The organism is Halomonas sp. ATBC28, assembly GCF_005937175.1.
Classification (GTDB): domain Bacteria; phylum Pseudomonadota; class Gammaproteobacteria; order Pseudomonadales; family Halomonadaceae; genus Vreelandella; species Vreelandella titanicae.
Genome location: NZ_VCQL01000003.1, coordinates 207291 through 222296, shown reverse-complemented (window position 1 = coordinate 222296; position 15006 = coordinate 207291). Strand labels below are relative to the sequence as shown.

Sequence of the window (15006 nt, the reverse complement as noted above, 5' to 3'; positions counted from 1 at the left end):
TTTCCATTTTTAATCTTTTATAGAGTGGTAAAAAGAAGCTAGAACATTAAATGCTTCTTTTTTTGTAGATTTATCAGCAGCAATTAACCCTTTTCGATTAAATCCTCTCTGGAAGATATTTTGTCTTCGCTCAACTCTAAAATCGTATAAAATCCAAGGAGAAATGCCTTTGATATACGCTAATTTTTGCAGCGTATCGATCTGCCGCCGATAAACATCCGCCATATACTTTTCGCTGAACAGGCCTTCAGATGGGCCTTGAGACGAGTTATCGCCATCCGCCCCTGTTTCAGAAATGACGACGGGGCGATCAGGATCGGAATTTTTTCCGATGGCGTACAGGTCGTCGAAGTTTTCATCGTACCAACCGTAGTACTCATTAATGCCTATAACGTCTAAATGGTCGACTAACCGATCCTCAATTTTCAATTTTGCATGATTAATTAGGCACGCTGCGGCGACTAAGCGCGTGGGGTCATATAGGCGTGCAGTTTCAGCCAGGTCACGCATAAAAGAGAGACGACTATCCGTATCTGGATTCTCGTTGCCAATCGACCAAATAATGACGCTAGCTCTATTGCGATCACGCTTTATTAACTCAATGAGTTGGTTTTTAGCGTCTTTAAGCGTGTTGTGATTATCAAAGTCAATGGCCCAGTAAACGGGAATTTCTTGCCACAATAAAAAGCCCATCTCATCGGCTAGTTCAGCTGCGCGTTCATGATGGGGGTAGTGCGCGAGGCGAAGAAAATTGCACCCAAGCTCTTTCGCATGAGCGAGCCGTCTGCGAATGTCTTCGTCGGACGTCACTTTCCCTAGGATGTCGTCGTCTTCATGGACAGAAATGCCGCGTAGCCAGATAGGCTCGCCGTTTAGGAGAATATCTACCCCTTGGCGAACGATGGAGCGGAATCCGACATTGTCAGTGATACGGTCTTCACCAGCCGTCAGCACCACTTTATATAGGCGTGGGTTTTCAGGCGACCATCGCTCTGGCTCTGCTGCTATTCGGCAAGTACCTTTGCCATGTTCAATGTTAATCTTTTGAGCAATTCCTAATTCAGGTATCTCAAGGTGAGCATGGTGAATGCTGGGGCCATCAACAGCGCTATCAACAGCTCTATCAACAACTACATCAACCTCTATCGCCCTTCCATCCTGAGAAAGGCGAATGAACATATCGCGAATGAATTCTCTGGGTAAGCTAAAGAGCTCGACCTCGCGGTAAACGCCACCGTAATTAAACCAGTCTGTATTGCGCATCGGTACGCGATCCAGCGTACGGGTATTATTGACACACAGCATCAGCCAATTGGTTTCTTCGGCAAGGTCATCCGTCAACTCAACGTAGAAGGGCGTCGAGCCGCCATAGTGATTGCCTAGGAATTTTCCGTTAAGAAATACTTTACAGTCGTACTGAGCCGCACCGACCCTAAGGATGTAGCGTTGGTCTGATTCCGCGTCACTCTCTCGCTTTTTAAAAAGCTCTGGGGGCAGCTTTTTGGTGTACCAAGCACTGCCCTCAAAGAAGTACCATTTTTCCTTTAACATGGCCCAGTTTGAGGGCACCGGGATGGACTCACCCATAAATGGGTCGTAGTCCCAGGGTTCAATGCGATCAACAGGGTTGGCCGGCTGCATTTCATACCATTTTTGACGCAGACCTGTATCAAGCAAATCCACGCAAAAATTCCAACTGCCGTTAAGCGACGTTGACGTGCGACCTTTCGTGAACACCATGGTGGAGTGGTTCAGATTTTGCAGATTCAACGGCACGTCGTACTCTTCGTCATGTAACGACGTGAGGGCATTCTCAGCCAAGGATGATCGCTCTAGCATCTCTCCCACCTCCCCTGCAGCGGTTTTAGTTAGCCTCTGCCTTGATTCGACTGATTAGGTCGGCCAATTCAGCAGATTGGTTGGCCACTTCATCGTGCATAGGCATGACCGCTTCAATAAAGGGCGCTTTATCTACTTCATTAATCTCAACCCCCATCTCAGTCTCTGCGGTTTCCAATGCTGCCATTGCCGCTTTATTCCAGGAATCGGAATGGAATGCCTGAGCTTCTGATGCCGCCTGTCTCATCGCCGCTTGCTGATCCTCCGACATACGATCCCAGGCGCAGCTGGAGATGACGACCACGGATGGGATGATGGTATGTTCATCAAGCGAAAAATGGCTTGCTACCTCGCCATGACGCGCGTTCGTCAGGGCCGTTGGGTTATTTTCTGCCATCTCGACCACCCCTTGCTGCAGCGCACTGTAAAGCTCGCCCCAATCAATAGGTGTCGGATTACCTCCCAACAGCTCAACCATTCTTACCGCTGATGGGCTTGGTTGTACTCTTACATTCAGACCCTCTAGGTCTGCTGGCGATTGAATGGCCCGGTCACCATAAAAGGAGCGAGCCCCCTCGGTTAAAAAGGCAACCCCTATGAATCCTTTATCACGTGACGCGTTAAGAATATCTTGGCCAATATCTCCGTTAATGACCCGCTCAAAATGCTCTTCGCTTTCAAAAATGAAAGGTAAATTCATGGCGCTGTACATTGGCTCGAACGCTTCCAGTTCGGCCGTATTGCTGCGCGCCATATCCAATGTACAGTTTTGTACCAACTCCATGGATTCACGCTGCGAGCCAAGCTGTGCGTTGGCATAAATGCGGATATCCAGTTCACCATCGGTGAGCTCTGAAAGACGTTCACTCATGTACTGCATGCTGACATGAGTAGGATGGTCTTCAGGATTATTGTGGTTCAGCCGCAGTGTCTGGGCTTGAGCTGAGGCCGCTGACATGAACAGCGCCGCACTGATTAGAGCCGTATGTCGCAAGGCTTTTGTTGTCATCAGCTGTTTCTCCTGCTTGTTATGCTTGTTGTTGTGAAAGCCGACTGTCATTGAGGCACTCACTTTCTAAGTTACAGATGCAAGATGGCTTACCGACTATATCATGTCAACCAATAAAACAAATTGGTTGACATCTTTTAGAGTAGAAGCGACTCTCTGCACAATGACTAGGGAGTAAGAAGCTAGTCACCCATACACAAAAATAAAACCAGAGGTCTTACGTATGAAACGCACAATGGACTATGTGCTTGGCACGTCTGTGTTTTTAATACTGTTGATCATCGTCGTCAGTGTGACGTGGCAAGTATTATCCCGGTACGTACTAGGCACCCCAAGCACAGCGACAAGTGAAATCGCTCGCTTGTTGTTCATGTGGTTAGCGCTACTTGGAGGTGCTTACACCTTTGGCCAAGCTCGACATCTCGCCATTGATATATTGCCTCTTGCCTTAAACGGCCGCTCACGTCAGTTACTTAATACACTCATACTGTTAATCGTGGCTGGCTTTGCCTTCTTTGTAATGGTTTGGGGTGGTTGGCAAATGGTCTCCCGAACGCTGGCATCGGGCCAAATCACCCCCACGTTGAGACTCCCCATGGGCTATGTATATGGTCCCATTCCAGCTTCCGGGCTAATCATCATTTTTTACTGTTTTATCTTTTTAGGGCGGGTTTGGCTTAACCCTAAGTCGGAGGGCGGCTTCACTATCGATCCGCAACAAGCACCTGCTCCACAAGAGAGAGATTAATATGAATATAACCGTCCTGGTGCTTTTTGGGTCGTTCGCGCTTTTAATGGTCTTAGGCATACCCATTGCGTTCGCGATTGGCGTATCTGCGACACTCACCTTCCTGCTATTCATGAGCGTCGACCAATCCCTCAGCATTGTTGCCCAACAAATAGCGTCGGGGCTTGATAGCTTTACGTTAATAGCCATCCCCTTCTTCATTTTGGCTGGCAACATTATGAATCGAGGCGGCATCGCACTTCGCCTTATCGATTTAGCGAAAGTGCTTGCCGGAAGGCTTCCCGGCTCGCTTGCCCACGTCAATATCATTTCCAATATGCTGTTCGGCGCTTTATCCGGCTCAGCCGTTGCGTCAGCGGCGGCCGTTGGGGGCGTAATGGCTCCTATCCAGAAGCGGGAGGGTTATGATCCTGCTTTTTCGACAGCCATTAACGTCACCTCTTGTCCTACGGGCCTGTTGATTCCTCCCAGCACAACACTCATTGTTTACTCGCTGATTACTGGCGGCACGTCGATAGCCGCGCTTTTTTTGGCGGGTTATATCCCCGGTATCATCATGGGCTTATCCCTGATGGTGGTGGCAGGGATCATATCTAAAAGAAAGGGCTACCCCGTCGCGGAGAAACCCTCCCTTGCTGAAGTTAAATCAGCAGTACGCCGGGCGATATTACCTTTAGGCCTTATTGTAGTGGTGATTGGCGGTATTATTAGTGGCGTATTTACGGCGACCGAAGCCTCAGCGATCGCAGTTGCTTATTCACTGTTCCTGTCTTTATGTTGGTACAGAGAAATAGGGGTAACGGATCTTCCCAAGATCTTTATCGACTCGGTCGTCACAACGTCTATCGTATTATTTTTAATCGGCTGCTCCATTGCCATGTCCCGCGCCATGGCGTTCGGCGACATACCTTTAACGATCTCTTCTTTTATGATCGGTATATCTGATAATCCGATCATCATTCTACTGTGCATTACCGCCGTACTGCTGGTGATTGGTACTTTTATGGATATGACACCAGCACTGCTTATCTTCACCCCTATCCTTATGCCAGTGATGCAGGATATCGGTATAGACCCGGTTCACTTCGGCATCATCATGACGATCAATCTCTGCGTCGGCATTTGTACCCCGCCAGTGGGCTCAGCACTGTTTGTCGGCTGCTCCATCAGTGGCGTGAGCATTGGTCAAGTGATGAAACCCATCCTGCCATTTTATTTAGTCTTGATAGCCATTGTTCTACTGGTGACCTTCGTTCCACAAATCAGCTTATTTTTGCCCCAGCTTATTTTAGGTTATTAACGAGTTGGTTCCAGGTGATGACCACCGTTAAATCCTGAATTCAGGAATCAAAGGATAAACAATGAAAACCTTAAAAAACTGGCGCCTGGAGCACCACGACGACACGACAGTGCAACTGAGAGTGCACGATAGACATTTAATCTCCATCAACATTCTCGACAACCAATTGTTCCGAGTGCGGCTGCTAAAAGATGGTGCATGGCGCCTTAACCGCTCATGGACGGTAAACCCGGATGGCCACACCTTACCAAAGGGCCGCTCTCGTGATTCGGTGACGGGGTTCAGTTGTCCCCAGTACAAGCTTGGGTGGTCGGATGGGCAGTTGCAGATCGAGACCGATGCCTTACGGCTCATCGTCTCTCAGCCACTGCATTTTAGGTGGGAAGCCTTCGTGGGTGAGGGCTGGAAGTATTTAACTGAAGACAGACCCACCGGCGCTTATATGCTGGGCGTTAAGAACCATGCCCACGCCCACTATTTACGTCGGCACCCCGATGAGCGGGTTTATGGCTTGGGCGAAAAAGCCGGGCTGTTGGAGCGGACGGGGCGGCGTTTCGAAATGCGCAGTTTAGACGCCATGGGATATGACGCAGAGCGCACCGACCCGTTGTATAAACACCTGCCGTTCACCCTTACCCAAACCGCGTCCACCGGTAGTTTTAGTATCTTCTACGACACTTTGAACACCTGTGTATTGAACATAGGGCAGGAGCTTGATAACTACCACGCCCCTTATCGCTCCTTTACGGCCGATGATGGCGACCTGGATTACTATTTCCGCTGGTCTCCACAGCTTCTAGACCTGGTGAAGAGCCAGTTGGCCTTAACCGGGGGGATGGCATTTCCGCCACGCTGGTCGCTGGGCTATTCCGGGTCAACCATGGCCTATACCGATGCACCCGACGCTCAGGATCAGCTCATCGGCTTTTTGCGAAAGCTGGAGAACGAGGCTATCCCCTGCGACAGCTTTCATCTTTCTTCGGGTTACACCTCCATTGAAGATAAGCGTTATGTGTTTCATTGGAATAACGACAAGGTGCCCAATCCAACCACGTTGACGAAAGCCTTTAATGATTCCGGGGTGCGATTGATCGCCAACATCAAGCCCTGCTTGTTAAGGAACCACCCGCGCTACGCAGAAGGGGCAAACAATAAATTATTTATCCAAGACAGTGAATCTGACACACCGGAGCTTTCAAGCTTCTGGGACGATGAAGGCTCTCATCTCGACTTCACCAATCCCGATACGCTCAGTTGGTGGAAAGAGAACGTCACTCAACAACTGCTGAACCTCGGCATCACTTCCACTTGGAATGATAACAACGAATTTGAAGTGTGGGATCATGGCGCTCGCTGCGTTGGCTTTGGTGAAGAGGTCGAGGTGGGGCTGATACGGCCCTTGCATTCGCTGTTGATGGTTCATGCTTCATGGGAGGCGCAGTCACAACATGCGCCCCAACATCGCCCATACGTGGTGACCCGCTCAGGCTGTGCTGGCCTACAACAGTTTGCCCAGACCTGGACGGGAGACAACAAAACCAGTTGGGAGAGCCTGCGTTGGAATATCCGCATGGGGCTGGGCCTGTCGCTTTCGGGAATCTACAACATTGGGCATGACGTCGGCGGGTTTGCTGGCCCCCAGCCTGGGCCAGAGCTTTTACTCCGTTGGGTTCAGAACGGCATTTTTCACCCCCGGTTCTCCATTCACAGTTGGAATAACGATGGCTCTGTGACCGAGCCTTGGACGCACCCCAGCGTTGCCGACGGCATCCGTGCCGCTATCCAATTCCGCTACCGCTTGCTGCCTTATTTTTATACCTGTCTTTGGCAGGCAGTAAACAACCACGAACCCATGATAAGGCCCACTTTTCTCGACCATGAGCATGACGCGCAAGCCTATGCAGACACCGATGACTTCCTGCTAGGGCGAGATCTACTCGTGGCGTCTGTGGTGGAGCAAGGCGCAGATAAGCGGCGCATCTATTTGCCCGACAACCATGCAGGGTGGTGGGACTACTGGACAGGCCAACTGCATGCCCCTGGAACGTGGTTCGAGAAGCCGGTTTCATTGGCGGATATGCCGCTGTTTGTTAAGGCTGGATCAATACTACCGCTTGCTAATGAAGCCATAAAAGCAACGCCGGAGGCGCAAGTTGGCCGAACGTTGGCACTGTTTCCACAGCCTGGATCGTTTTCCTGCACCTCACTGATTTACGATGATGACGGCGAGTCCAAAGATGGCCCGCACTGCATCACCACTCTGCTGCTTACCGGCGATGAGCATAGTTTGGAACTGCAAATCAGCCAGGCTGGGGATATGCCTTTTCCATTTAAACAGCTCAATATAGTGCTACCAGCAGGTGAAAATCGCCCCTTGCACTACGGTGGTCGCGTCATAGAGCATGGCGGGCTAATCACCGTGGGAGAAGCGTCGTGAGCAGCGATAACACATTACTTTGGCGCTTTTGCACGAGCCGCTATCGCTGAAATGGTAAACCAGAAGGCTTTTCTATGAATAATTACCTACACACTGATTTCTTGCTGGATACAGAAACAGCACGCCGCCTCTACCATGATGTAGCTGCGGACTTGCCGATTATTGACTACCACAACCATCTTCCGCCCGAAGAAGTGGCTCACAATCGCAGCTGGGACAACCTGGGCGATCTATGGCTGAGCCATGACCATTACAAGTGGCGTGTCATGCGCTGGGCGGGCGTCCCTGAATCTCACATTACCGGTAGCGCAACAGATAAAGAGAAGTTTCTGGCGTTTGCCCAGATTCTGCCTAAGGCAATTGGCAACCCCATGCACCACTGGAGCCATCTCGAACTGTGGCGCTACTTTGGTGATGAAGGCAAGTTGATCAACGGCGATACCGCAGAGGAGATTTGGCAAAGCACGCAAGCAATGCTGAGCCAGCCTGAGTTCCGCGCCCAGGGTTTGCTAAAAAAGATGAAGGTCGAACTCATTGGCACCACCGATGACCCGCTCGACCGCCTTGAGCACCACCAAGCATTTGCTGCCTCGCCACACAAAGGTGAGCTTTCCATGGTGCCTACCTTTCGCCCGGATCGCGCGCTGGCAATCGAAGGCGCAGGTTTCAATAACTACCTTGAAAAACTGGAGACCCTGACCGGACAGCCCATCAGCACCTTCGAGCATCTGGTAAGCGCACTCACGGATCGCCTGGAGTACTTCATTGCCAACGGCTGCCGTGCCGCCGACCACGGTATTGGCCAGCTAGAGCAGGCCGATGAGCTAAGCGCAAGCCAACTTGATGCCATTCTGAAAAAAGGCCGCCAGGGCAAAGCCTTAGCGCCAAAGGAAGCAGAGAGCTTCCGTATGGCCGTATTGGTAGAGCTTGGCCGTGGGTACGCGCGGGCTGATTTGGTGATGCAACTTCACATAGGGCCACTGCGTAATAACAGTACGCAAATATTAACGGCGGCGGGCAGCGACTCAGGTGCTGATTCCATTCAAGATAAGCCCATTGCCGAGCCGTTAAACAAATTGCTGAATCGCATGGATAGCACCAATGAGCTGCCGCGCACCATTCTTTATGCGCTGGATCCCAGTAAAAACCCCATCATCGTCACCACGGCGGGTAACTTTCAAAGCGGTGGCATAGCAGGCAAGGTACAGGCGGGGACTGCATGGTGGTTCAATGACCAACTTGACGGCATGGAAAACCAGATGAGCCACCTGGCGCAAATGGGCCTGTTGTCTACCTTCACCGGCATGCTAACGGACAGTCGCTCCTTCTTGTCCTTTCCCCGACATGAGTATTTCAGAAGGTTGCTTTGCCGTATCGTCGGGCGTTGGGTTTCTGAGGGGCTGGCACCGAATGATCACAAGCTGCTTGATGAGATCATTGCGGATATCTGTTACCACAACGCCCGCCGCTGGTTCATTGAATGAACTCATTGCAAATCTTTTTAACACTTATGGATCCCTTGACCGAACAGTGATCTAGCTTAGTGGTGTGCTTTTTGACACAGGCAGACGCTCCTTTCGCTTGCGAAATTCAGGGGAAAGTGGACAGAGCCCGCAGTAACTGCCTCCTGGCAAAAGATAGTCAAGGCAGCAGTGCCGATGGAGCCGCACCGGCACTTCTCCCTCCTCTGTTATCCGCATCGTTTGCCGTTTAGTGCCGAACATCGGGTTGCGTTTGTTACCGGGCCAGGTGCGATGCTCCAGCAGGTACGTTTTATCGTTAGCAGCCCGTTGGGCAGTGCCGGGAGAAAATGAATCTAACTGTTGTGCGAGCGTAAGAAGTGTCTCTAAGCGCCGCGCAACATTTCCCCACAATATCTTGGTCGGCACTTGAGTGCGCGAGGAAAGGTAGGTAATGAGCGGCTCCAAATGCTCTTTTATTAGAGGAACATAGCGTCGCTGAGCGTCGAGCCCAGCAATGCTTTCGCCAAGATGAGGAATTACGAAAGCGACTGGTGCTGCATTTTCATCCAATATTACCGAAATATACTCCGGTTTAACGGGGAATCCATGCTGCAGTACTGTTGCGGCGGCGGCGATAGGCGGAATTAGTAGAGTGGCGTATTTTAGCAGCCAGACAGATGCCACTGGCCGCAAGTCGTTAAAATCGTAAAAGCGAGCGCGCTGTACCAAAATGTCGTCGATCTTCTCTGGCTCATTTAGCAGGTCGGCAAGAAGGTATGCATGGCTTTCCGCCGCCTCGCTACAGATCAGACCTTGACCGTAGTGTGCCCAATCACCTTGAAAGATGGGAGACAATAGTTTGATCATTAGATGGCGTCAGAATCCTAGGTTGATTGAAAGCTGTCTAGAGTGATCTATCACTCGTAGAGTCCGAAATACGAAGAAGTGCAATATTGCGGGAAATAAATGGCATCAAAGACCATTTTGCGCTTCCAGGGCCTCAACAAGAGCCTCGGAGAAGACTAGGGCAGAAGGGAGAGCACCGAAATGATGAAAAGTCGCAGGCAAGTAGATCTCATCCCCGCGCTGTAAGCTGCGCATATGCTGCCAAGTACCCTGTACGGAAAATTGCTCATGAACGGGGCTGTTAGCGTAGGGGCTTTCCAATATCACCAAGCGAGCATCAATATCGATCAATGCGTCAATGCTGACAGTCGTAAACCCCCAGTGGTTGCTTTCCCCTTGCCAGGCATTGGTCAGTCCCAACTGCTCCAAGGCACTTTGAAACATGCTGCTGTTACCAAAGACACGAGCATGACGGTTATCCATTAAGCGAATGATTAAAAGGGGCGGCTGGTTATCTGGGATACTATCCCGCAATGCATGGAGATGCTGTTCAGTTTCGCGTATTAAGCGTTCCGCAGACCTCTCATCATCAATGTGTTTGCCAAGCTCACATGTGAAAGAAGTCAGCTGGCGCCATGAGTCTGCCCTTTTTTCAATGTCATAGGGCGTTAGGCTCGTCAATGAAGAAATACCAGATAACCGAGCAGAAATCTGAGCTAAATTCGGCGAAACCAAAATCTGCTGTGGCGAAACTTGACTTAGAAGTTCCAAGTTAGGCTGGAAGCCTATACCAAGGTTCGTAGATCCCATCAACCTAGTGGTAGAGAAGTATTGGGCCTCAGGATCCGTCAGCGACGTAGGTACTATATCCATCGCTACCAGTGTTTCGACGATACGGATATCGAGAGCGGCAATGGCTGAACTATTAGAAGACGCTGGGCTTTTAGTAGGCAGCGTTAAAATCGCAATGACGACAATCGTCACTACGCTATTAAATAAACGCCTAAGAACGATCGTGAAACCCGGCATGATATTCTCTTATGATCGACTAAGGACGAGTATTGATAATTCCAAGAACGGGGGCTGCTGCCCCCCTTCCTCTTTTTTTGAGGCTGATGTTTTGAACATAGCAAGTTCAATCAGAACTCGAAGCGGACACCGCTATAGAATGTTCTCGGGTCACCCACGCTTATCCGAGTATTGCCCCCCGAGGCAACAATATACTCTTCATCGGTAACGTTCTTGATACCCAAGTCAAAACGTAGGCGATTGCCATTACCGACAGGGAGGTAGTACCAGAGGCCGGCATCAACAACGGTATAGTCACCAAGCTCAAAGCCATGAAGAGTCTCGCCAAGATTATTAACGTGGCCATTATCACCATAGCGGTTGCTAGCATAGGTAATGCCACTGCCGATACCTAGCCCCCGAAGAGCGCTTTCAGGGTTCTGGAATTCGTAGCTTGCCCAAAGGCTGGCAGTCGTGTCAGGTACGTTACGCGGTTGATTGCCGTTCGTTGCTTCGTTATCGCTAACTATCTCAGCATCAAGCAACCCAATAGCGCCACGCAGATTGAAGCCATCGACAGGGTTAGCGGCTATGGAGACCTCTACGCCTTTAGAAGTGATGCCACCGGTTGGCACAGGTTCTCCGTTGATGGTTTCGACGACGTTGTCTTCGCGAAGATCAAAAACCGCGCCAGTAATAAAGTAGCGGTTATCGGCAGAACTCCATTTCATTCCCGCCTCTACCTGTTGTCCCTCACGAGGATCCTGCTCAAAGACTTCTTGATTTCCTACATATATATTTTGAGGCTCGAAGGTGTCTGCATAGCTGAGATATAGATTCAACCCCGGCATGGTTTCCCAAATTAGCCCGAGACCTTTTGTGAGCTTACTGCTGCTACCTGAGTCAATATCGGTTGAAGAGCCAGTTAAATAGTTGTCGTTATGATAGTTATTCTCGGATACTTCATATCTAAGTCCAAGGTCAAGCGTTACTGTTTCTGTAAGCGAAAACTCGGTAGACGAAAATACGCCATGTGATTTTTGGCTAACGTCGTAAAGTTGGTCGCTTCTGGGTGAGTCAAGATCATTAATAAGCGAAAAAGAATTAGGCGATGAGACAGTGCCCCCGATTTGAGGATTGCCGCTTAAATTATGCCATTCATGGCTAAACTCTCGATACTCAACCCCCGTTGCCACACGTATAGGTATCACCGTATCGATTTCACCAATCAGCTGTGAGCGGGCAAATTTGTATGTGCGTACACTGTTCTGGTTGGCACCGACACGTCGGATTAGCGTATCTTCAGCAAGCTCGCTGCTAACATCCGCTCCAACAGAAATGACTTCCGCACGAAGATCCTCTCCCCTTTCTCTAGAATAAAAGAGCTTATTATCGATTTCCCAGGCTGAATCTGCCAACGGAATGACAACGTCAAGCTCAGCAAGGTGGTATTCGCTGTTGCGCTCGTTGGGAATATTTCCATCGAAGCGAGTATCAAAAGGAACATCCGCTAGTCGGCGTCGCAAATCCCCCACTGGTACCGTAATTAATCCTCTATCTATTTCTCGGCGATCTTTAGAATACTCATGATTGAAGCCTACGCTTGCACCGGAATCACCTTGCCAGAGTAGCGCAGAAGACAAAAACTGCCGGTCAACGTTGGTATCACGAAATGTCTCGCTGTCCTCAAGCGAGCCCGTGATCCGATAGGCCAAGTTTTGGCTCTCACCGACGGGGCCCGTGAGGTCGAGGGTTCCACGTCGTTGCCCATGCTCATCGAAGGTTGTCGAAATAGAATGTTCGCGTTGAAACTGTGGCTGCTTGGTTTCTATATTAACGATGCCACCTGGCGACATCCGGCCGATATCGGCCACGGGCCCTTTGATTAGCTGAATATTATCAATAGTGGCTGGATCAATACGGCTTTCATGGCTAAAAGGAACGCCATTACGATAGAAGTTATCGTTGCGGTTGAAGCCGCGAATCAATGAGTGCTCGCGGGTGCCACCATAGCCATCAGCCACAACCACATTGGGTGATAGGCGAAAGGCATCGGCCATTTCTCGAGCCTGCTGATCGAGCAAGAACTGCTCAGGAATGACGTCGATGGATCGAGGAACATCAATAATATCTTTGGGAATACGCAGCGAGGAGTCAGCGTAACGGCCTTCATAACGTGCAGGTAGGGTGCCGTAGACCGAAACGGTTTCTAAGTTCTGAGCAGCACGCTCATTCAGGATCTCCAGCCGATAGCTACCCTCAGCACTGCGCACGGCCGCAAGGCCGGTGCCTGCCAACAAGCGCTCCAAACCTTCGTCTACTCCATAGCTGCCCTGCAACCCGGCGGTCTGCTTGCCAGCGGTCAAGGTGGCATCGAAGGCAATTTCGATGCCTGCACTGACCGCGAAACGGTTTAAAGCCGTATCGAGCTGTCCTGCTTCAATGGAATAGCGTTGCTGAGCCGCGGCACTCTGCCCTGCTGCTTGCTGGGCAAGCGCCGTTGCGGGCAGGGCCACCAAGCAACTGGCGAGCAGGCCGTATTGAATGGCTCGTGGAATGGCGCGGGCCAAAGGCGTTCGAATAAAGCGTGAGTGCGCTTGCTGCGTCGTCATGAAGATCCCCGTTGAGTGATGCATTTCTTATGTCTACATCTACTATTCCGAACGAGAACGAGAATCCCTCAACATTTTCTGACATTTTTCTTCTTAGCTTTCGCCGTCGCTGCGCGGCATGACCGTGACCCAAAATGGCGTACGGTAGACCACCTTTAATGACAGTGCATCGGCAAGGCTGGCCAGAGCGCGATCGGTATCTTGCAACGAGAACACACCGCTCACTCGCCGATCGGCCACCTCTGGTGCGCAGCGCACCACGCCATGGCGATAGCGGGCCAATATCTCGACCACCTCACTAACTCGCATACTTTCGGCCACCAGTCTCCCCTGAAAGCGAGCTAAACCAGCGGGTTCCAGGAGCTCAGGTGGCGTTACCCCATCGGCGCTCATATCAGCCTGCTGGCCAGCATCCAGCGTCGTCCGTTCATCACTTCCACGCCGCTCCAGGGCCACCTGCCCTTCGTAAACGGCCACTTGGGTGCTGTCAGTATGCTGCTGCACGCTGAAGCGGGTTCCCAGCGGATAAGAAAGTCCCTCCTGGGTCATAACGCTGAACGCCCGGGCATCCGGTGTTTTTGCCGTGGTGATCAGCACTCCGCCACGCAGTAGATGGAGTCGCCTTTGGTGGGCATCGAACCTTATGTCGATGGCGGTATCGGTATCCAGCACCAGATGGGTGCCATCGCTCAGCGTGAGTTCGCGGCTCTCACCAATACCGGTGGCGTAGTCGGCGAACTGGCGCTGCCACTGGGGCGTGCGCGGAAGCCCAAACCCCAGCCCGCCTAGCAGCACGACCAAGCCGCCCCACTGCAGCAAGCTCCGCCGGGAGACCTCCTGGGTAGACGAAAACAGTTCGCTACGAGAAGCATGGCTCGGCAACGCAGCGAGCCGACCATCGATGGCCTGTAGTTGCTGCCAGGCTCGCTCATGTTCCGGCGACGCTTGTCGCCAGGCCAGGCAAGCTTCGCGCTGGGCCTCGCTGATGTCGTCGCTCCATAGTCGCGCCATCCACAGGCTGGCCTGTTCAAGCACGGCAGGATCGATGGTCTCTTGAGAGGTGTCGGCGGACGTGCGGCTCATAGCATTCACTTAAGGTTGAGATTCGCTTATCGCGCGGTGGCAGGCCAGCAGCGCCCGGGCGATATATTTCTCTACCGAAGAGACAGAGACACTCAGCGTCTCGGCGATGTCTTGATAACTCTGGCCGTCCAGGCGACACATAAGAAAAGCTCTGCGAGGTTTGTCGGGAAGCTCATGGAGCAGCGCATCGATCTCGACCAGCGCTTCGATAGTGAGTGCTCGCTCCTCCGGAGAAAGCGCGATTGTCTCTGGAAGCAGGCTAAGAGTTTCCAAATAGGCAGTTTCGATTCGACGACGGCGGTAATGGTCGACGACCAGCCCTTTGGCGATCTGTGTCAAGAAACGGCGTGACTGTTCCGGCACTGGCGTAGTGCCCCGCGCCAGTATGCGCAGGTAGGCATCGTGCGCGAGATCAGCAGCGGTATCGGAGCAGCCCAGCTTGGCGCTTAACCAGCGCCGCAGCCAGCTATGATGATTGTGATAGAGGGCGTCGAAAGGAACCTCGTTTCCGCCCTGTTGCTTTATCGATACCATCGCCCGTTGCCATTGATTGCCCGTGCCCATTGCCCCTCAAAAAAGGAGGCAAAACCAGACGCAAACAATAAGTGATAATACTTATCATTACAAACGAATTAGTGGTATCGAATTACTTAAGAAGCAG

11 protein-coding genes are annotated in these 15006 nt (G+C 51.4%); 4 read left to right on the top strand and 7 right to left on the bottom strand.

Features of this window, described 5'->3' with window-relative positions; genetic code table 11:
* Nucleotides 1-9 precede the first annotated feature (9 nt).
* Both E0L35_RS04590 and E0L35_RS04585 read right to left on the bottom strand, forming a co-directional pair.
* The gene (locus E0L35_RS04590) at nucleotides 10-1839 is read right to left on the bottom strand and encodes a glycoside hydrolase family 2 (protein ID WP_009287130.1); all 1830 of its coding nucleotides are present in this window, start codon (nucleotides 1837-1839) and stop codon (nucleotides 10-12) included.
* Nucleotides 1840-1864: 25 nt separating this feature from the next.
* A complete protein-coding gene (locus tag E0L35_RS04585; protein ID WP_212751659.1) occupies nucleotides 1865-2899 on the bottom strand; it encodes a TRAP transporter substrate-binding protein in 1035 nt (344 codons plus the stop codon).
* A gap of 172 nt (nucleotides 2900-3071) precedes the next feature.
* On the opposite strand from E0L35_RS04585, the gene E0L35_RS04580 reads away from it, so the two are divergent.
* From E0L35_RS04580 to uxaC, 4 genes are all read left to right on the top strand, one after another.
* Nucleotides 3072-3596, top strand: a complete 525-nt coding sequence (locus tag E0L35_RS04580; protein ID WP_009287128.1) for a TRAP transporter small permease — start codon at nucleotides 3072-3074, stop codon at nucleotides 3594-3596.
* A 1-nt stretch (nucleotide 3597) separates the two neighbouring features.
* Nucleotides 3598-4896 (top strand): TRAP transporter large permease, encoded by a 1299-nt coding sequence (locus E0L35_RS04575; protein WP_138799759.1) that lies wholly within the window; start codon nucleotides 3598-3600, stop codon nucleotides 4894-4896.
* Nucleotides 4897-4957: 61 nt separating this feature from the next.
* Nucleotides 4958-7333 (top strand): TIM-barrel domain-containing protein, encoded by a 2376-nt coding sequence (locus E0L35_RS04570; protein ID WP_138799758.1) that lies wholly within the window; start codon nucleotides 4958-4960, stop codon nucleotides 7331-7333.
* Nucleotides 7334-7407: 74 nt separating this feature from the next.
* Entirely contained in the window at nucleotides 7408-8817 is a 1410-nt protein-coding gene (uxaC, locus tag E0L35_RS04565; protein ID WP_138799757.1) for a glucuronate isomerase, read from the top strand.
* Nucleotides 8818-8868: 51 nt separating this feature from the next.
* Here uxaC and fhuF read toward each other — a convergent pair whose 3' ends face one another.
* The 5 genes from fhuF to E0L35_RS04540 form a co-directional block, all read right to left on the bottom strand.
* Nucleotides 8869-9663, bottom strand: a complete 795-nt coding sequence (fhuF, locus tag E0L35_RS04560) for a siderophore-iron reductase FhuF (protein WP_138799756.1) — start codon at nucleotides 9661-9663, stop codon at nucleotides 8869-8871.
* 105 nt (nucleotides 9664-9768) lie between these two features.
* Nucleotides 9769-10671: an ABC transporter substrate-binding protein gene (locus E0L35_RS04555; protein ID WP_138799755.1), complete on the bottom strand. Its 903-nt coding sequence runs from the start codon at nucleotides 10669-10671 to the stop codon at nucleotides 9769-9771.
* A gap of 110 nt (nucleotides 10672-10781) precedes the next feature.
* On the bottom strand, nucleotides 10782-13262 hold the full coding sequence (locus E0L35_RS04550; RefSeq protein ID WP_138799754.1) for a TonB-dependent receptor: 2481 nt from the start codon (nucleotides 13260-13262) through the stop codon (nucleotides 10782-10784).
* 93 nt (nucleotides 13263-13355) lie between these two features.
* Nucleotides 13356-14345 (bottom strand): FecR family protein, encoded by a 990-nt coding sequence (locus E0L35_RS04545; RefSeq protein WP_249362087.1) that lies wholly within the window; start codon nucleotides 14343-14345, stop codon nucleotides 13356-13358.
* A gap of 9 nt (nucleotides 14346-14354) precedes the next feature.
* Nucleotides 14355-14909 carry a sigma-70 family RNA polymerase sigma factor gene (locus E0L35_RS04540; protein ID WP_249362086.1) on the bottom strand — a complete coding sequence of 185 codons (555 nt, stop codon included), beginning with the start codon at nucleotides 14907-14909 and terminating at the stop codon, nucleotides 14355-14357.
* Nucleotides 14910-15006 lie beyond the last annotated feature (97 nt).

What these genes read in the sequence shown, in the direction of transcription:
- uxaC (WP_138799757.1), top strand. Translation starts at nt 7,408, where the DNA reads ATGAATAATTACCTACACACTGATTTCTTGCTGGATACAGAAACAGCA.
- E0L35_RS04540 (WP_249362086.1), bottom strand. Translation starts at nt 14,909, where the DNA reads ATGGGCACGGGCAATCAATGGCAACGGGCGATGGTATCGATAAAGCAA.
- fhuF (WP_138799756.1), bottom strand. Translation starts at nt 9,663, where the DNA reads ATGATCAAACTATTGTCTCCCATCTTTCAAGGTGATTGGGCACACTAC.
- E0L35_RS04590 (WP_009287130.1), bottom strand. Translation starts at nt 1,839, where the DNA reads ATGCTAGAGCGATCATCCTTGGCTGAGAATGCCCTCACGTCGTTACAT.
- E0L35_RS04585 (WP_212751659.1), bottom strand. Translation starts at nt 2,899, where the DNA reads ATGACAGTCGGCTTTCACAACAACAAGCATAACAAGCAGGAGAAACAG.
- E0L35_RS04555 (WP_138799755.1), bottom strand. Translation starts at nt 10,671, where the DNA reads ATGCCGGGTTTCACGATCGTTCTTAGGCGTTTATTTAATAGCGTAGTG.
- E0L35_RS04575 (WP_138799759.1), top strand. Translation starts at nt 3,598, where the DNA reads ATGAATATAACCGTCCTGGTGCTTTTTGGGTCGTTCGCGCTTTTAATG.
- E0L35_RS04545 (WP_249362087.1), bottom strand. Translation starts at nt 14,345, where the DNA reads ATGAGCCGCACGTCCGCCGACACCTCTCAAGAGACCATCGATCCTGCC.
- E0L35_RS04550 (WP_138799754.1), bottom strand. Translation starts at nt 13,262, where the DNA reads ATGACGACGCAGCAAGCGCACTCACGCTTTATTCGAACGCCTTTGGCC.
- E0L35_RS04570 (WP_138799758.1), top strand. Translation starts at nt 4,958, where the DNA reads ATGAAAACCTTAAAAAACTGGCGCCTGGAGCACCACGACGACACGACA.
- E0L35_RS04580 (WP_009287128.1), top strand. Translation starts at nt 3,072, where the DNA reads ATGAAACGCACAATGGACTATGTGCTTGGCACGTCTGTGTTTTTAATA.